This window comes from Paraburkholderia sp. UCT2 (assembly GCF_014397665.1).
Lineage (GTDB): Bacteria > Pseudomonadota > Gammaproteobacteria > Burkholderiales > Burkholderiaceae > Paraburkholderia > Paraburkholderia tuberum.
Window position 1 is genome coordinate 150274 of the sequence record NZ_VZQO01000008.1, and the last position, 16664, is coordinate 166937.

General features: G+C 64.7%; 16 protein-coding genes. 9 read left to right on the forward strand and 7 right to left on the reverse strand.

Annotated elements, in window-relative coordinates; all coding sequences use genetic code 11:
* The first annotated feature begins 91 nt into the window (after positions 1 to 91).
* Positions 92 to 394: a hypothetical protein gene (locus F6X39_RS09445; RefSeq protein WP_184006488.1), complete on the forward strand. Its 303-nt coding sequence runs from the start codon at positions 92 to 94 to the stop codon at positions 392 to 394.
* A gap of 135 nt (positions 395 to 529) precedes the next feature.
* Here F6X39_RS09445 and F6X39_RS09450 read toward each other — a convergent pair whose 3' ends face one another.
* Together F6X39_RS09450 and copC are read right to left on the reverse strand one after the other, a co-directional pair.
* Entirely contained in the window at positions 530 to 1459 is a 930-nt protein-coding gene (locus F6X39_RS09450; protein ID WP_187616425.1) for a CopD family protein, read from the reverse strand.
* Positions 1456 to 1833: a copper homeostasis periplasmic binding protein CopC gene (gene copC, locus F6X39_RS09455; RefSeq protein ID WP_187616426.1), complete on the reverse strand. Its 378-nt coding sequence runs from the start codon at positions 1831 to 1833 to the stop codon at positions 1456 to 1458. Before copC ends, F6X39_RS09450 begins: the two co-directional genes overlap by 4 nt.
* Before the next feature lie 395 nt (positions 1834 to 2228).
* Between copC and F6X39_RS09460 the strand changes: the two genes are divergently transcribed.
* From F6X39_RS09460 to F6X39_RS09475, 4 genes are all read left to right on the forward strand, one after another.
* Complete coding sequence (locus tag F6X39_RS09460) at positions 2229 to 2960, forward strand: c-type cytochrome (RefSeq protein ID WP_187616427.1); 732 nt, start codon at positions 2229 to 2231, stop codon at positions 2958 to 2960.
* Positions 2961 to 2981: 21 nt separating this feature from the next.
* Positions 2982 to 4283: a c-type cytochrome gene (locus tag F6X39_RS09465; RefSeq protein WP_187616428.1), complete on the forward strand. Its 1302-nt coding sequence runs from the start codon at positions 2982 to 2984 to the stop codon at positions 4281 to 4283.
* Between the two features lie 132 nt (positions 4284 to 4415).
* A complete protein-coding gene (trhA, locus tag F6X39_RS09470; RefSeq protein ID WP_187616429.1) occupies positions 4416 to 5036 on the forward strand; it encodes a PAQR family membrane homeostasis protein TrhA in 621 nt (206 codons plus the stop codon).
* A gap of 225 nt (positions 5037 to 5261) precedes the next feature.
* Positions 5262 to 6842, forward strand: coding sequence for a DEAD/DEAH box helicase (locus F6X39_RS09475; protein ID WP_187616430.1), 1581 nt, complete (start codon positions 5262 to 5264; stop codon positions 6840 to 6842).
* A 59-nt stretch (positions 6843 to 6901) separates the two neighbouring features.
* Here F6X39_RS09475 and F6X39_RS09480 read toward each other — a convergent pair whose 3' ends face one another.
* The 4 genes from F6X39_RS09480 to ggt all read right to left on the reverse strand — a co-directional run bounded on the left by F6X39_RS09480 (position 6902) and on the right by ggt (position 11949).
* A complete protein-coding gene (locus tag F6X39_RS09480) occupies positions 6902 to 7435 on the reverse strand; it encodes a hypothetical protein (protein ID WP_187616431.1) in 534 nt (177 codons plus the stop codon).
* 138 nt (positions 7436 to 7573) lie between these two features.
* Complete coding sequence (locus F6X39_RS09485; RefSeq protein WP_187616432.1) at positions 7574 to 8401, reverse strand: ferritin-like domain-containing protein; 828 nt, start codon at positions 8399 to 8401, stop codon at positions 7574 to 7576.
* Between the two features lie 363 nt (positions 8402 to 8764).
* On the reverse strand, positions 8765 to 10135 hold the full coding sequence (locus F6X39_RS09490; protein ID WP_187616433.1) for an MFS transporter: 1371 nt from the start codon (positions 10133 to 10135) through the stop codon (positions 8765 to 8767).
* Between the two features lie 173 nt (positions 10136 to 10308).
* On the reverse strand, positions 10309 to 11949 hold the full coding sequence (gene ggt, locus F6X39_RS09495) for a gamma-glutamyltransferase (RefSeq protein ID WP_187616434.1): 1641 nt from the start codon (positions 11947 to 11949) through the stop codon (positions 10309 to 10311).
* A gap of 338 nt (positions 11950 to 12287) precedes the next feature.
* On the opposite strand from ggt, the gene F6X39_RS09500 reads away from it, so the two are divergent.
* The 3 genes from F6X39_RS09500 to F6X39_RS09510 all read left to right on the forward strand — a co-directional run bounded on the left by F6X39_RS09500 (position 12288) and on the right by F6X39_RS09510 (position 14416).
* On the forward strand, positions 12288 to 13067 hold the full coding sequence (locus F6X39_RS09500) for a DeoR/GlpR family DNA-binding transcription regulator (RefSeq protein ID WP_184022964.1): 780 nt from the start codon (positions 12288 to 12290) through the stop codon (positions 13065 to 13067).
* Positions 13068 to 13373: 306 nt separating this feature from the next.
* Positions 13374 to 13571 (forward strand): hypothetical protein, encoded by a 198-nt coding sequence (locus tag F6X39_RS09505; RefSeq protein ID WP_167368606.1) that lies wholly within the window; start codon positions 13374 to 13376, stop codon positions 13569 to 13571.
* 191 nt (positions 13572 to 13762) lie between these two features.
* Complete coding sequence (locus F6X39_RS09510; RefSeq protein WP_187616435.1) at positions 13763 to 14416, forward strand: TetR/AcrR family transcriptional regulator; 654 nt, start codon at positions 13763 to 13765, stop codon at positions 14414 to 14416.
* 28 nt (positions 14417 to 14444) lie between these two features.
* On the opposite strand, the gene F6X39_RS09515 is transcribed toward F6X39_RS09510, so the two are convergent.
* On the reverse strand, positions 14445 to 14819 hold the full coding sequence (locus F6X39_RS09515) for a hypothetical protein (RefSeq protein WP_184050855.1): 375 nt from the start codon (positions 14817 to 14819) through the stop codon (positions 14445 to 14447).
* Positions 14820 to 15018: 199 nt separating this feature from the next.
* Between F6X39_RS09515 and glpD the strand changes: the two genes are divergently transcribed.
* Positions 15019 to 16548: a glycerol-3-phosphate dehydrogenase gene (gene glpD / locus F6X39_RS09520; protein ID WP_187616436.1), complete on the forward strand. Its 1530-nt coding sequence runs from the start codon at positions 15019 to 15021 to the stop codon at positions 16546 to 16548.
* Positions 16549 to 16664: the final 116 nt, after the last annotated feature.

The following is a 16664-nucleotide window of genomic DNA, read 5'->3' on the forward strand; positions in this document are numbered from 1 at the left end:
TGGCTTTCGCGACGTTTGTTCGGTATCGGACAGACGTATGGCCTGCTCCTTGCTGAAATGCATGCCAACAACGCATGCAGCGAGGAGCACCATGGGCGAATTCCTTCCTGACTATCTGATCCGCGAACAGGCGGCGGTCGGCGCGCTGGTTGCGTTCGGCGTGCTGCGCATCATCGGCGCGATGCTCGCGTACGAGCGCGGATGGAACATCTCGGTAGTCGGGAAATGCTTTATCGCCGCGGCGGTGCTGTACTGCCTGCCGCAGGTCTTCGATCTGCTCACGCAGATGGTCGGCTCGCACGCGGCCGGCGCCGAACTCGAAGGCAAGGCCGCGGGCTGCGCGATCGCGTTGTTCTGCGCGCCGATTCTCGGTCATCGCCTCGGCTTCGAGTAAGTGGGCTTCGCAGTGCGGCGCTTTTTTACGCGGCGCGCATCCGCGGGTGCTGTCGTAGAACTGACGCACGATGGACGCGCGCGGCCGTCGCGCATCCATTGCCGATTGGTCAATCGCCTATGCCGCGCCGCGCGTTCAACCGAGCGCAGCGAACGCCGGCACGGTGTGTGACAACGCGGCCGCGACGACGAACACGCCGATCATCAGGAGCGCTTCCAGATACATCACGTTGACGAAGGTGTGCGCATCCATCGTCGATGCGGTGCGACGCAGGCGTGGCAGCGCCGATGTGCGGTTCAGCGCGCCGAGCACCAGCGCGAGCGCGACCAGCACGAGCTTCAACGTCAGCACATGACCCCACGTGCTCGCCTGAATCGCTTCGAACGAACTGTCCGAGTCGTGCACCGCATTGAAGACGCCCGACAGCAACACCAACGCGACCGCGACGATCGACACGTTCGACACCTGGGTCGCCGTGCGGATCAGCATGCCCCGCGCGGTGGATGCCCCGAGCGCCGGCAGCACCGCCAGGCCGGCGGCCATCGCGAGTCCGCCCCATACGCTCGTTGCGAGCACGTGCAGCGTCTGCATGCCGATCGCGGCCGACACGACGCCGGCATCGGCCGCATGACCGAGCGACGCCTTACCCGCCGCGATCGCGAGCACCGCGAGCCACAGCAGCGTATTGCGCAGCATGCCCGTGCCATGGCTCAGCGCGGTGCCGAGCAGCACCAGCGCGCCGCCGAACGCGACGCTCCAGCCATAGCCGACATGCGTTTGCGTCAGCACCGTCGGCACCACGCCGAACGCCGCGGACAACGCGACACCGCTCATCGACGCCGCCTGATACAGGAGCCAGCCGAAATCCGCGAGCACCAGCACGATGGTGGCCGCGAGCATCGAGCGTTGCGCGCGCATCCAGCCGGGACGCGCCGGTGAAGTGCCCTGGAGCCCGTCCCTCGCGAGCCATGCGCCGAGTAGCGCCGAGCCGACGGCGAAGCCGAACGAGACGTTCATGAGCGCGGCCATTGCGACCTGCCCGATCCACAGTCCGTCGAAGTTCATTTGACGTTGAACGCGAAGTCGCCATGGGTACGATGGCCGTCGGTGGCCACCGCGATCCAGTGCACCGCATAGCGGCCGCTCGTCAACTGAGGCAGCGCGAGGTGCATTACGCGGGCGTCCGCGCTATCGACCGTCGACGCGCCCGGCGTCGCGGGCTTGCCGCTTGCATCGGCGAGTGTGATCTTGCTGAATGCGGGCTCGAGCGGCTCGGTGAAATGGATCGTCAGGTCGGTAGGCGCGACGGCGTCGGCGTTCGCGGCCGGCACGCTCGAGATCAGATGCGCATGCGCTAACGCGGTGGACGACATGGCCAGCGCCACCGCGCCGGACATCAACGCTCGCAGCGTCGACGAGGAGAAATCGAATAGCTTCATGTAAGGCCGATAGCGGATGAGAACGAACGGAACATAGTCGGGCCGGCGAGGCGCATCGTCTGCACGACGGCCGGCGAGCCCGGAAGTGTACGCTTCGATGGCGCGCGCGGGGATCGGTTCAACCTGGCTTGATCGAATGCGTCACACGGCATCACGCTTGCGGCGGCGACGCCGTGATTATTTTTTGAGACAAAGACGTCGACCACGATCCGTGACGCAACCAAAGTCCGAAACCGGCATAACGCGACACACTGTCGCATGGCGGTCACACCTGGAACCGTCTCTAATGCGGCAAATAGTCACCATTACCCTTCGATGATAGAATGCTGCGTCGCCGCAGCGACGGCTGTCCTTCACACCGAGCCGCCCGAAGTTCGGTCAGGTCCCCGATTCTGATGGAGTTACGCGTGTCTTCAAGACGCCTCTTCCGCCCGTTGCTTGCCCTTCTGTTGATCGGCATCGCGGGTGTCTATAGCGCTGCGAAAGCGCAGACTCAACCGAAGGCCCCCGACACGATGGAAGCGCGCGTGCAAGGCTGCACGGCCTGCCATGGCTCGCATGGGCAAGGTACCGACAACGACTACTTCCCGCGCCTCGCCGGCAAGCCGGCGGAATATCTGTTCAATCAGTTGCAGAACTTCCGTGAAGGGCGCCGCAGGTACCCGCCGATGAACTACCTCGTCACGTATCTCTCCGACGACTACCTGCATCAGATCGCCACCTTCTTCTCGCAGCAGCGCCCGCCGTATCCGACGCCGGCCAAGCCGACGGTCTCGGCCGCCACGCTCGCGCGCGGTGAGCAGATCGTGCTGCACGGTGATGCATCGAAGCAGGTGCCCGCTTGCGCGGCCTGCCACGGCAAGGCGCTGACCGGTATGGAACCGGCAATCCCGGGTCTCGTCGGCCTGCACGCCGACTACATCAGCGCGCAGCTGGGCTCATGGCGCTCGGGCACGCGTCGCGCGATCGCGCCGGACTGCATGCACACCATCGCCACGCGCCTCAGCGACGAAGACGTGAACGCCGTCGCGGCCTGGCTTTCCACGCAGCAGGCTCCGCCAAACCCCGTGCCGGCTCCGGCCCGCTCCTTGAAGACTCCGCTTGCCTGCGGCAGCGAACCGCAATAAGGCGCCGGGAGAGACATTCAAATGAAACACAAGTCTTTGTTCGCCCTCTCGGCAGTCGTCGTGGTCGCGGCCGCCGCACTCGTTCCCGTCCTGTGGTCGGGCGGCGACAATCTGCATAGCAGCGGCGCAGCCGTGGCGGCAACGCCCGCGGACCAGGCCGACCTGATCAAGAAGGGCGAGTACCTCGCCCGCGCCGGCGACTGTATTGCCTGCCACACGGTGCGCGGCGGGCTGCCGTTCGCGGGCGGCCTGCCGATGGCCACGCCGTTCGGCACGATGTTCACGCCGAACATCACGCCGGACGACCAGTACGGCATCGGCAAGTGGACCCAGGACGACTTCTATCGCGCGATGCACACCGGCCGCTCGAAGGACGGCAGCCTGCTCTATCCGGGCTTCCCGTTCACGAGCTACACGAAGGTCACGCGCGCCGACTCGGACGCGATCTACGCGTACCTGCGCTCGGTCGCGCCGGTCAACGTACCGAGCCGTCCGCACGAACTGAAATTCCCGTTCAACCAGCGCAACATGCTGATCGGCTGGCGCACGCTGTTCTTCCGTGAAGGCGAGTTCAAGCCGGATCCGACCAAGTCGGTCGAATGGAACCGCGGTGCGTATCTGGTCGAAGGCCTTGGTCACTGCGGCATGTGCCACACGTCGATCAATGCGATGGGCGCCCCGGTCAACTCGGCCGCGTTCGCGGGCGGCCTGATTCCGCTGCAGAACTGGTATGCGCCGTCGCTGACGTCGAACCGCGAAGCCGGCCTCGGCGACTGGGATCTCAAGGACATCGCCGACCTGCTCAAGACCGGCGTGTCGAGCCGCGGTGCGGTGTTCGGTCCGATGGCCGAAGTGGTTCACAACAGCCTGCAGTATCTGTCGACCGAAGACATCAACGCGATGGCGACGTACCTGAAGACGATTCCGCAGAAGAGCGAAGCACCGGAACCGCTGCAGCTCGAAACCTCGGAAAAATTCGGCGGCGAACTGCTGAAGCAAGGACAGAAGATCTACGCTGACAACTGCGCGAAGTGCCACGAGGATAACGGTCTCGGCCGGCCGCCGGCATTCCCGCCGCTCGCGAACAACCAGTCGATCCAGATGCCGTCCGCGGTCAACCCGATCCGCATGGTGCTGAACGGTGGTTATCCGCCGAGCACGGAAGGGAACCCGCGTCCGTATGGCATGCCGCCGTTCGCGCAGGCTCTGTCGAATCAGGAAGTCGCAGCGGTCGTGACGTACATCCGTATGTCCTGGGGCAACCACGGCACGCCCGTGTCGCCGCAGCAAGTGGCCGACCTGCGTTCGGCGCCGCTCGACTAAGCAGCGTTCGACGCACCCCGGGCGCGGCCTGCGAAATTCGCGGCCGCGCCCTTCGTTTTTTCAGGACCGGTATCATGTAGGGCTATTTGTGTTGGAGGTTGCCCTCGTGGGACCGTGCAGGAGGAAAGAGTTGTGCCCTTCGGTGAGCGTTTGAACAGCATCACCCATCTCGTCGGCGCCGTGCTGTCGGTGGTGGGGCTGGCGGCGCTCGTCACGATGGGCGCGCTCGCCGGCGACGCGTACAAGGTCGTCAGCTTCGCCGTATATGGTGCGATGCTGTTCGTGCTGTATGCGATCTCGACGCTGTATCACAGCGTCAGCCATCCGCGTCTGAAGGCGGTTCTGCAGAAATGCGATCATTCGGCGATCTACCTGCTGATCGCCGGCAGCTACACGCCGTTCACGCTCGTCACGTTGCGTGGACCGTGGGGCTGGTCGTTATTCGGCGTGAGCTGGGGGCTCGCTGCCCTCGGCATCGTGCAGGAACTCACGCTCGGGCGACGCACCCGCAGCGTGTCGATGGTGCTGTATGTGTTGATGGGATGGCTCGCGCTCGTAGCCGTCCACCCGCTGGTGCAGGCGTTGCCGGCCGCGGGGACCGCGTGGCTCGTGGCCGGCGGCGTCATCTATAGCGCCGGCATCTATTTCTTCATCAACGACGAGCGCATCCGCCACGGACATGGTATCTGGCACCTGTTCGTACTGGCGGGCAGTCTGTGTCAATTCGTCAGTGTCGCGCGCTATGTCGCGTGACATTCCACGGCGACGAATTGCAACTTAAGGCCAGTCGACGTGTCTGCATAGCGCGTTGAAACATTCGGCACATCTGTGAGCGTGCCGCCGATTTCTCCGTGAACGGAACCGGGCCTCGGCCTCGAACACGCCATGCGGGCGTGTCGATGCCGCGCTGGTTTTTCCGCGTTGGGGTCCTTTGGGCCCAGCGGGGCCGTTCGCGACACTGCATTGCAAAGAGCTTTTATGTCTTTTGATTCCCTCGGCTTGTCCGAACCGCTGGTCCGCGCTGTCAATGAACTCGGCTACACCAGCCCGACTCCGATCCAGACTCAGGCGATCCCGGCCGTGCTCAACGGCGGCGATCTGCTCGCTGGCGCGCAAACCGGCACCGGCAAGACCGCCGGCTTCACGCTGCCGATCCTGCAGCGCCTGAATTCGATGCCGCCGGCCGCCGGCGGCAAGCGCGTGGTGCGCGCGCTGATCCTCACGCCGACGCGCGAACTTGCCGCGCAGGTCGAAGAAAGTGTGCGCGCCTACGGCAAGTATCTGAAGCTGAAGTCGACCGTGATGTTCGGCGGCGTCGGCATCAATCCGCAGATCGATGCGCTCAGGCGCGGCATCGATATCGTCGTCGCGACGCCGGGCCGTCTGCTCGATCACATGCAGCAGAAGACCATCGACCTGTCGCATCTCGAGATCCTCGTGCTCGACGAAGCCGACCGCATGCTCGACATGGGCTTCATCCACGACATCAAGCGCGTGCTCGCGAAGCTGCCGCCGAAGCGCCAGAACCTGCTGTTCTCGGCGACCTTCTCCGACGAGATCAAGACACTCGCCGATGGCCTGCTCGACTCGCCGGCGCTGATCGAAGTCGCGCGCCGCAACACGACGGCCGAAACGGTCGCGCAGAAGATTCACCCGGTCGATCGCGACCGCAAGCGCGAGTTGCTCACGCATCTGATCCGTCAGCACAGCTGGTTCCAGGTGCTCGTGTTCACGCGCACCAAGCACGGCGCGAATCGCCTCGCCGAGCAGCTGGCGAAGGACGGCATCAGCGCGCTCGCGATTCACGGCAACAAGAGCCAGTCGGCACGCACGCGCGCGCTCGCCGAGTTCAAGGACGGTACGCTGCAGGTGCTGGTGGCGACCGACATCGCCGCACGCGGCATCGATATCGATCAGTTGCCGCACGTGGTCAACTTCGATCTGCCGAACGTGCCGGAAGACTACGTGCACCGCATCGGCCGCACGGGTCGCGCGGGTGCGACCGGCGAGGCGGTGTCGCTCGTGTGCGTCGATGAACTGCAGTTGCTGAAGGACATCGAGAAGCTGATCAAGCGTCCGGTCCCGCAGGAAGTGATCGCCGGTTTCGAGCCGGACCCGACCGCGAAGCCGGAGCCGATCCTGCGACGCGGGCAGGGCGGCGGCGGGCGCTCGCCGCGCCAGGGACAAGGTGCGGTGCGTCGTGACGGCGGTGCTGGTGGTGGCGCACCGGCCAAGCCGGCTCAAGGCTCCGGTCAGCGTTCGGGACAAGGCACGGGTCAGCGTTCGGGCCAGCGTGCGTCGAACGCTCAGCCCACGCCGCGGCCACAAGGTGCGAAGCCGGCCGGCAATGGCAATCAGCCGCGTCGCGATACGCAGCGTCCCGACGATCGGCCGCGTGCCGCCGCGCATGATGGCGCTCCCGCGCACCATGCGCCGCGCAAGCCGCAGGGCAATCGTTCGCACAACGGCAATCCGGGCGCGTTGCTCGGCGGCGGCGCGAAGCGCAACGATGCGCCGCGTGGTGCGCAACCGTCGCGCAACGGCGACCGTGGCCGTTAAGCGTCGCGCGGCCTGAAGGCTGCCCGCGCATCAGCCGTTAGCGCTTCCCTGCTCGAAGACTAACGGCTGCTCGCGGCGGCAGCCTGCTTCAAATGCTCGACCTGCCGTTCCCATCGCTCGAGCACCACACTCCCCTCTCCTTGCAATTCGAACGTGATGCCGCCCGTCAGGCGCGCATAACGGACGCTTTGCGCTTCCGCTGTGTCGATCGAGCCGAGCAGATAGACGAGGCCGCTGTCGTCGCCAGCAACACCGGGCAGCGGCGCGACACGCAACTGCACCTGATAGAACGCCGCATCGCAGACGAAGCTCAGCGCCGCGCGCCCGCTTTGCGCGATCGCGCGCGTCGCGCGCGCCTGCGGCCATAGCGCGATGCACAGCGTGCGCGAGTCGGGCGCATAGAGTTCGCCGACGCTCAGCAGAGATGTGCGCACGTGGCCGTTCGCATCGACGGTCAGTAGCGACGCGGTGAAGCCCTGCTTGTCCGCAAGCGACGAACCGTCGAACAATGCGCGCACGTTGGCCGGCCATTCGTCGAACACGATCTGTTCGAGCGGACGCGCGGACGTAGATGCGGAGGAGGAAGCGCTCATGCCATCGATCCAGTCGAAGTAGTCGGTAAAGCTCCATCATGCCTCGAAAAAACCAAAGCCCGCATAAGCGGGCTCCGGTTCGTTTCGTCAGGTCGTTGCAACTGCATTCAGCCGATGCCTCGCGCGACGATCGATAGCTCAGCGAAAGAATACGTGCTGCGTGATCTTCGCGAGCGGATAATGCACACTTGGCTGAATGCGCGCCGGCAGATCGAGCGGCTTGAGCAGCATCTTCACGCACATGTCGGCGGACAGATTGCGGCGCACCAGCTTGTTGATGCGCGCCGCCCGCTCGCGGTTATACGCGGAGTCGTGCACGCGCTCCGGATAGCGAATCGCGAACACGTGCCGCAACGCGATCTCCGAATCTTCGTTCTTGATTTCCATCACGCGACGCATCAACGCGCCCAGCACCGCGAGCCTACCGTTGCCCTCGATCCGGTTGTACTTCTTGAAGTACCTGAAAAAGTGCTTGTAGTGACGGACTTCGTCGGTGCGGATGTTGTCGGTGATCTGCTTGAGGACCGCTTCGTCCGAGCACTCGTTGATCGCGCGATACAGCGTCGCGGTACCCGTTTCGACTACGCAACGTGCGACCATCTCCAGCGCGCGGGTCTTTTCGAAATCCTCGACCGAGCACGTGAGCGAATACTCGCGCATGAAATTGCGGAACGCGGTGTCCCAGTCGAACTCGGGCCATACATACGCGATATAGGTCTTCAGCGCCCGGCCGTGCTGCATTTCCTCGGGCTCCCACTCGTGGTTGAGCCAGGCCGAGACCTCGGGATCGTCGTTGAAAAACGTACTCAGATTGCTGGTGTAGAGATCGGTGCCGCTTTCGATGAACGAAGCCGCGCACAACAACAGCAGCAGGTCCTCGTTGGCCGCGGCCTTCTGACGGTCAATGCGCGTCAGATCGATGTCTTCGATCCGCCAGGGCATGACATGGTTCAGCTCTGTGTGCATCGTGTCTTGCTCCCATGCTGTACCGACCCGTGGAGTTCTTCGCAACTGCCACCGCGCTCGCCGTGATGTTTCTGCGTGTCGGATACAACGCCGTGAATTAGAGTTGGGCCCTTGTACTCTGCATCTTAGCCGGAGATATCCGACCATGCAGATCACACAGCACAGACCATGCCGCATCGACGCAGTTCCGATTTCAAGATAGTCGAAATCTTCCAACGTGTTAAAACGATGTGCGCAAGGCAAAAAAAGCCAGCCCAAAAGGCTGGCTTTTCGGACAGACATCAGACCCGGCGGGGTTGGGGACACGGGCGGGCGCCCTACGCGGGCCCCCTTGGGCGGCCCCTTTGGGCGGGCCCCTCTTCCTCAGGCAGGTTGGACGTCGCCCGGGATGGGACGCACGCGACGCATGCGCAGCGCGACGATGATCAGCGATACGCCCGAAAGTACCGCCGCAAGCAGGACGTAATAACTTGGCGCGAGTTTGTCGCCGGTCAAATGAATGAAGGTTTCGACGATGGTCGGCGCGAAGCCGCCGAAGATCGTCACACCGATGCTGTAACCGATTGAAAGGCCAGTCGAGCGCACCTCGGTCGGGAAGATCTCCGACATCAGCGCGGGCATCGGCCCCGAGTACGAGGCCTTGAAAATACCGGCGACGCCTTGCAGCACGAGCAGCCAGCCAATCGTCGGATGTGTCTGCAGCCATGCGAACATCGGATAGATCAGCAGGCCCATCAGGATCGACGTGCTCAGCATGATGCGAATTCGGCCGATGCGATCGGACAGCGCGCCCATGATCGGCGAGAAGATGAACTGCATGCCGCCGTTCAGCACGACCACGCCGAACGACGCGGCCGCCGCCATATGCAGCTGCTTGACCGCGTAAAGCGGCATGTAGAGCTGCAGCACGTACACGCCGACCGTCGACTGCGCAACCATGCCGATCGCGAGCAGCAGGTTGACCCACTGATTCGAGAACGACGCGTCCTTCGTTCCGCTGACGACCTTGTGCTCGCCAGCCGCCTCGCGAGCCGCGCGTTCTTCTCGCAATGCGAGGAATTCGGGCGTCTCGTCGAGATGCGAGCGGATGTAGTAGCCGACCGGCCCGACCAGCAGACCGAACACGAACGGCACACGCCAGCCCCAGCTGTTCAGATGCTCGGCCGGCAGCCACGCGGTCAGCAGCGAACCGAAGGCCGCCGCGGTGATCGCCGCGAGACCCTGGCTCGCGAACTGCCAGCTCGCGTAGTAGCCGCGCCGGGTCGCGCTGTGCTCGACCATGAACGCGGTCGCGCTGCCGAACTCGCCGCCGACCGCGAAGCCCTGCACGAGCCGCGCCAGCAGCACCAGCAGCGGCGCCGCGAGACCGATCGTCGAAAACGGCGGCATCACGGCCATCGTGAAAGTACCGACCATCATCAGCGCGATCGCGAGCGTGAGCGCCGCCTTGCGGCCCTTGCGGTCGCCGTACACGCCGAGCACGATCGCGCCGAGCGGGCGCATCAGGAACGAGAGGCCGAAAGTGGCGATCGCGAGCAGCGTCGACAGCCACTCGTCCTGCATCGGGAAGAACTGTTTCGCGATGATCGTCGCGAAGTAGCCGTAGACCAGGAAGTCGAACCACTCGAGCGCGTTACCGATCGACGACGAGAAAACGATCCGCCGCACCATCGCTTTCGAAAGCGGCGCGGCGTGGGGGGAAGCGGTCGTCGAGTGCGACGCGGGGGTGTTCATGATGGTCTGCTGCACGATAGCTGTGGTAGGTGCGCCACCGCCTGGGTCAGCGAGGCGGCTGGCGGGCGCGCAATAGCGCGGCATACGCCATGCCGCGCGTTCGTTACGTGTTACCGGGTGTCGGACCTGAGTCCCGGTGCGAACCTCGGCCCCGGGCGTTGCCTCGTCGTGGCCTAGAAGCCGGCGGCGAGACCGTCGCGGCGGCTGTCGCTGGCCGCCACGTAGCCGCGCTCCGGCTCGTTGCGATCGAGTTGCCAGATGAACTGGCCGGAGCCGAAGTCCATGTACGGATCGTCGACCGACTTGATCGTGTGGCCGAGCTTCTGCAGGCCCTCGGTGGTCTTCGGATCGAGCGTCGACTCGATATCGACCGTGAAGTCGCGGTTGACCTTCCACCGCGGCGCGTCGCACGCGGCCTGCGGCTGCTGAGCGTAATCGAGCATGCGCACCACCGTTTGCAGATGGCCTTGCGGCTGCATGTCGCCGCCCATCACGCCGAAGCTCATCACCGCTTCCTGCTGACCGTTCACCTGCTGCGTGAGGAACGCCGGGATGATCGTGTGGAACGGCCGCTTGCCGCCCTCGACGACGTTCGGCGACTTCGGATCCATCGAGAAGCCGCAGCCGCGGTTCTGCAGCGCGATGCCGCTGTCCGGCACGACCACACCCGAGCCGAAGCCCATGTAGTTCGACTGGATGAAGCTGACCATCATGCCGCTCTCGTCCGCGGCCGACATGTAGATCGTGCCGCCCGCCTTCGGCATGCCGAAGTCGAAGTGCGTCGCCCGCTTCGGATCGATCAGCTTCGCGCGCGAGCTCAGGTACGCGTCGTCGAGCATCTGCTCGGGCGTGACTTCCATCGACCGCGGATCGGCCACATAGCGATACAGGTCGGCAAACGCGAGCTTCATCGCTTCGATCTGCAGATGCTGCGACTCGACGCTGTCGACCTTCAGCGACTTCACGTCGAACTTCTCGAGGATGCCGAGCGCGACCAGCGCCGCGATGCCCTGGCCGTTCGGCGGAATCTCATGCACGGTGTAGCCGCGATAGTCCTTGCCGATCGGCTCGACCCAGTCCGCGCGGTAGTTGCGCAGATCGTCGGCGCTTAGCGCGGCGCCGCCTTCGCGTGCGAACGCGGCGATCCGCTCGGCGATCTCGCCTTCGTAGTACGCGCGCGGGCCCTGCTCGGCGATCAGGCGCAGCGTCTTCGCGTGACCGGGCAAGCGCACCAGCTCGCTGACCTCAGGCGCGCGGCCGCGCGGCATGAAGGTCTGCGCGAAGCCCGGCTGATCCTTCAGTTCCGGCACTGCGGCCGCCCATTTGTACGCGACGATGCTCGCCACCGCGTGACCGCGCTCGGCGATCTCGATGGCCGGCTCCATCAGGTCGGCGAACGGCAGCTTGCCGAACTTCTGGTGCAGCGCTTCCCAACCGGCGATCACGCCCGGCACCGTGACGGCGTCCCAGCCACGCTTCGGCTGTTTCGCGAAGCCGTTTTCCTCGCCGTATTTGCGCTTGAAGTAATCGACGTTCCACGCAGCCGGCGACACGCCCGACGCGTTCAGACCATGCAGCTTCTTGCCGTCCCACACGAGCGCGAACGCGTCGCCGCCCAGGCCGCACGACACCGGCTCGACCACTGTGATCGCTGCGGCGGCCGCGATGGCCGCGTCGACGGCGTTGCCGCCCTTCCACAACATGCGCAGCCCAGCCTGCGCCGCGAGCGGATGCGAGGTCGAAACGATATTGCGTGCGAATACGGGCAGACGTTGGGTCGGATAAGGGTTTTGCCAGTTGCTGAAGCCAGTCATGTCGAACACTCTCGAAAGCGCGGGCCGGCACGAAAAAGTCGCCGGACATCATGGGAAAGGTTGTAAGGCAGGTAAATCGCAGAACCCAAGATTGCATCGCGAAGCGCACCAAAAAACAAATTCATTTATCAAATGAATAAATGCGTCTTGCACCTGAATGAAGGTTCGAGCAGGTCCGGAGCGTTCGCGGCGGGTGCCAGCGGATTGCGCCAGTTGGCGGACAAGGGGCGCGATGGTTTTACAATAGCCGCAATCGCGTTCGTCGACGGCGGGCTTCCTGCCAGCCGCTCGATGATCGCGACGGACCACGCCGACACGACAGCCACCACCCGAGACACATGACACGAGACCCCCGCCTGACTCTCAATGCCCGGCAACAGGAATTGCTGGAGTGGGTGCAACGCGACGGCTTCGTGACCGTGGACGACCTCGCGAGCCACTTCGACGTCACCCCGCAGACGATCCGCCGCGACGTCAACTGGCTCGCCGATATGAATCTGCTGCGCCGCTATCACGGCGGCGCCAGTCTGCCGACCAGTTCCGAGAACGTCTCCTACACCGCGCGCCAGCGCATGTTTCATGAAGAAAAACGACGTATCGCGGCGCTAGTCGCCACTCACATTCCCGATCAGGCATCGCTCTTCATCAACCTCGGCACGACCACCGAGGAAGTGGCACGCGCGCTGAACCGCCACCGTGGACTGCGCGTGATCACGAACAATCTGAACGTCGCGAGCATGATGAGCGGCTACCCGGATTGCGAAGTGCTGGTGACGGGGGGCATCGTGCGGCCGTGGGATAAGGGCATCGTCGGTGAACTGGCGATCGACTTCATCCGGCAGTTCAAAGTCGATTTCGCGATCATCGGCACGTCGAGCATCGAAACGGACGGTACGCTGCGCGATTTCGACACGCGCGAAGTGCGTGTCGCCGAGGCGATCATCGAGCACGCACGCACCGTGTTCCTCGCCGCCGATCACTCCAAGTTTGGCCGCCCGGCGCTAGTTCGCCAGGGACATCTGGAGCAGATCGACGCATTGTTCACCGACGCCGCGCCGGCCGCCGACATGGCCGAGGCGCTGAACGCCGCGAATTGTCAAATCTATATCGCCGGATAATTCCAGGCGATCTCCGCCATGCTGCGGTGCACGCAAAACCTCGCGTGAAATCAAGAATCTGGCTGCGGGGCCGGACCGCCTATCGCGCGACCAATTGTCAAATGGAAAATTTACGGGGACCAGGTTGGCGTTTCATCGGTGCTCGCCTACACTCCAGTTCCCCAACGTGCGTTGCGAGTTTCGCACGGCGTCGGTTTGTGAATCTGTCGTGTAAGCCGTACCTCCCGCCCTGATCCTTAGCGGACCCCGCCCCGGCCTGCCGGTCGACTGCAAGGCTGTCCGCAATTTGCTGACATGGAGAGAACGATGCTGAGTCCGCATGAATTCGCCACGTTGTTACTCGTCAAGGACGCCCCCAACCAGGTCGAAATGGACCGAGAAGAACTCGATGCGTTGCTCGAACGCCAACTGGTGCAACTCGAACGCCTCGCATCGGGCAACGAAGAATGGCGCGTGACCGAAACCGGCGACACCGCATTGCGGGCCATCAAACGTTTTTCCTGAGATTCCCTGTCGTTCAATCCGAGAGCCGTTGGCGGCGTATCCGCGCCGCCCTGGCGGATTCCCCGCTCGCTTCGCTCGCGACTGCCGGGCTCGTATCGTTCAATTCCCTGACAGCGGGCCGCCTTCGCGGCCCTTTGTGCGCATCTCATTTACACAGTAAATTCACGCGACGGACTTCCCCGCCCTCGCGCATGCCCAAGACGCTCTCCGCCGACGACATCCAGCAGTTTCGCGAAGCCATGCGACGCGTCGCCGAAAACGCCTTTGCGACCCGCGGCGCGCAAGGCGTGACGATGCGCGAGCTGGCGAAGGAGCTCGGCTGCAGTGCGATGACACCGTATCGCTATTTCCGCGACAAGGAAGAAATTCTGGCGATGGTCCGCGCCGCCGCGTTCAACCGCTTCGCCGCGCGCCTCGAAGCGGCCGCGCGCGGCATCCCCGCGAACGCCCCCGCCATCGATCACAGCGCCGTCGGCCGGGCCTACGTCGACTTCGCGCTCGATGAACCGCACGCCTACCGTTTGATGTTCGATCAGACGCCGCAACAGCAAGGCGCTTACCCTGAACTGGCCGCGGCGTCGCAGCGCGCGTGGCGTCTGCTGGAAGCGCACTTCGAGCGGCTCGTCGAGGCGGGTATTCTCGAAGGCGATCCGCGCCTGATCGGCTATGCGTACTGGACGAGCCTGCACGGCTTCACGATGCTTGCGCTCGCGAACCAGCTACCGCCGTCGGCGGCGCAACAGGCCGACTCCGCTGGCGACGGAGCTCCGCAGCCATCACGTGAAGCCGTGTTCGCGCAGCTTTTGCGCATGCTGTGGCGCGGAGCGTTGGCGCCGCACAAGTGAACCGGCTCGCCGGTCAACCTGCTGCTGCTTACCCGTTACGCAAGGTCGGATCGGCACTCGCACGCCAGCTGATCGCCCTTGCCCGCTGCTCGTTGAAGAACTCGACCCACTGGTTGCGCACCTTCGGATCGCTGCTCGTCGCCTCGCTCGCATGGCGCTGCGCGATCGATGCCTGGAACGCGCAGAAGTCGTCGTTCGACAGCCGGCCGCGCCGGTTCGCCACATAGGCATCGAAGAACGTCTCATAGACGTTCTGCGCGTCGCTGCCGTAGTCGACGGTTTGCGGCGAGCACATCTTCTGTAACGCCTCGAACGACGTTGCGCCCCTCGTCCCTTCCAGACTCGGCGTACTCACGCATCCCGCCAGCAGCGCCGCCGCGCCGATCATCAAAAGTCCACGCATACATCACCTCGAAATGGCTACTACCGGGAGTATCGTCCGCGGTCGCGCGTTGTGCCACTCCCGTGCCATTCGACCCAGGCTCGCCCGGGTCGAAGCGAACTTTACTTTTTCGAATACGTTCATTAAAGTTCGAAAACGAACATGATTCGTTCAATTGGCTTTCCAACTTACTCCCAGATTCGATGCAGAGGCTCACCAGGTGACGCAAGGCACGAAATACGATTTGCTCGTCGTCGGTGGCGGGATCAACGGCGCCGGCATCGCCCGCGACGCGGCCGGCCGCGGCCTGGCGGTGCTGCTGTGCGAGCAGGACGATCTGGCCGCGCACACCTCGTCGGCAAGTACCAAGCTGATCCACGGCGGCCTGCGCTACCTCGAGTACCGCGAGTTCGGGCTCGTGCGCAAGGCGCTGCAGGAGCGCGAGACGCTGCTGCGCGCGGCGCCGCACATCATCTGGCCGCTGCGCTTCGTGATGCCGCATATGCCGGATCTGCGCCCCGCCTGGCTGATCCGCGCGGGTCTGTTCCTGTACGACCATCTGGCCAAACGTGAGCTGCTGCCGGGCTCGCGCGGCATCGTGATGAGCCGGCATCCGGCCGGCGCGCCGCTCGTCGAAACGATCAAGCGCGGCTTCGTTTATTCGGACGGCTGGGTCAACGACGCGCGCCTCGTCGTCCTGAACGCGCTCGACGCCCACGAGCGCGGCGCGACGATCCTCACCCGTACGAAACTGGTCAACGCAGAGCGCGCCGGCGGCGAGTGGCGCGCGCAACTGCAACGCGCGGACGGCACGACGCTCGACGTGCGCGCCGCCGCGATCGCGAACGCGGCGGGCCCGTGGGTCGGCGAGCTGCTGAAGGGCGCGCTCGGCCGACCATCGGCGCATAGCGTGCGGCTCGTCAAGGGCAGCCACATCGTCACGCGGCGCCTGTTCGAGCACGACCACGCGTACATCTTCCAGAACGCCGATAAGCGGATCATCTTCGCGATTCCCTACGAGCACGACTACACGCTGATCGGCACCACCGACCTCGAATATCGCGGCGACCCGTCGCAAGTCGCGATCGACGCCAACGAAACGCAGTATCTGTGCGATTCGATCAACCGCTACTTCAGGCAGAAGATCTCGCCGGCCGACGTGCGCTGGAGCTATTCGGGCGTACGCCCGCTGCTGGAGGACGAGAACGCGGACAATCCGTCGGCGGTCACGCGCGACTACTCGCTCGAACTCGACGCGCCCGCGGACCAGGCGCCGCTGCTGTCGGTGTTCGGCGGCAAGATCACGACGTTTCGCAAGCTCGCCGAGCAGGCCGTCGATACGCTCACCGACGCGCTGCGCCACGGCGGGTCCGCGTGGACCGTCGACGCGCCGCTGCCGGGCGGCGACATCGCACAGGCGAACTTCAATCGCTTCCTCGGTGAGTTCTCGCGCGAGCATGCGTGGCTGCCGGCGTCGCTCGCGCTTCGGCTCGCGCGCGCGTATGGCACGCGCGCGAATCGCGTGATCGGCCTCGCGCGCTCGCGCGCCGAGCTCGGTCGCGAGTTCGCGCCGGGACTGCACGAAGCCGAGCTGGTTTATCTGCGCGATACCGAATGGGCGCGCACCGCGCAGGACGTGCTGTGGCGGCGCTCGAAGCTCGGCCTGCACGTCGAGCCGGGCACGCTCGATGAGGTTACGCGCGATATCGACGCGTGGTTCGCGCGCGAACCGGCCCGGCAGAACGCGTAGGCGGCCCGGCCGGGCAAACTGGCATGCCCCGACAAAAGCGGCGGCAAACACAACGCGGCGCCAATGCCGGGGGAAGCAAACGGCGCTAGCCCGTAGAAACGGCGCACACCATCCGC

Bases quoted from the DNA above. Each gene is read 5' to 3' on its own strand.
- F6X39_RS09445 (WP_184006488.1), top strand. From the start codon at position 92: ATGGGCGAATTCCTTCCTGACTATCTGATCCGCGAACAGGCGGCGGTC.
- F6X39_RS09450 (WP_187616425.1), bottom strand. From the start codon at position 1,459: ATGAACTTCGACGGACTGTGGATCGGGCAGGTCGCAATGGCCGCGCTC.
- copC (WP_187616426.1), bottom strand. From the start codon at position 1,833: ATGAAGCTATTCGATTTCTCCTCGTCGACGCTGCGAGCGTTGATGTCC.
- F6X39_RS09460 (WP_187616427.1), top strand. From the start codon at position 2,229: ATGGAGTTACGCGTGTCTTCAAGACGCCTCTTCCGCCCGTTGCTTGCC.
- F6X39_RS09465 (WP_187616428.1), top strand. From the start codon at position 2,982: ATGAAACACAAGTCTTTGTTCGCCCTCTCGGCAGTCGTCGTGGTCGCG.
- F6X39_RS09475 (WP_187616430.1), top strand. From the start codon at position 5,262: ATGTCTTTTGATTCCCTCGGCTTGTCCGAACCGCTGGTCCGCGCTGTC.
- F6X39_RS09480 (WP_187616431.1), bottom strand. From the start codon at position 7,435: ATGAGCGCTTCCTCCTCCGCATCTACGTCCGCGCGTCCGCTCGAACAG.
- F6X39_RS09485 (WP_187616432.1), bottom strand. From the start codon at position 8,401: ATGCACACAGAGCTGAACCATGTCATGCCCTGGCGGATCGAAGACATC.
- F6X39_RS09490 (WP_187616433.1), bottom strand. From the start codon at position 10,135: ATGAACACCCCCGCGTCGCACTCGACGACCGCTTCCCCCCACGCCGCG.
- ggt (WP_187616434.1), bottom strand. From the start codon at position 11,949: ATGACTGGCTTCAGCAACTGGCAAAACCCTTATCCGACCCAACGTCTG.
- F6X39_RS09500 (WP_184022964.1), top strand. From the start codon at position 12,288: ATGACACGAGACCCCCGCCTGACTCTCAATGCCCGGCAACAGGAATTG.
- F6X39_RS09505 (WP_167368606.1), top strand. From the start codon at position 13,374: ATGCTGAGTCCGCATGAATTCGCCACGTTGTTACTCGTCAAGGACGCC.
- F6X39_RS09510 (WP_187616435.1), top strand. From the start codon at position 13,763: ATGCCCAAGACGCTCTCCGCCGACGACATCCAGCAGTTTCGCGAAGCC.
- F6X39_RS09515 (WP_184050855.1), bottom strand. From the start codon at position 14,819: ATGCGTGGACTTTTGATGATCGGCGCGGCGGCGCTGCTGGCGGGATGC.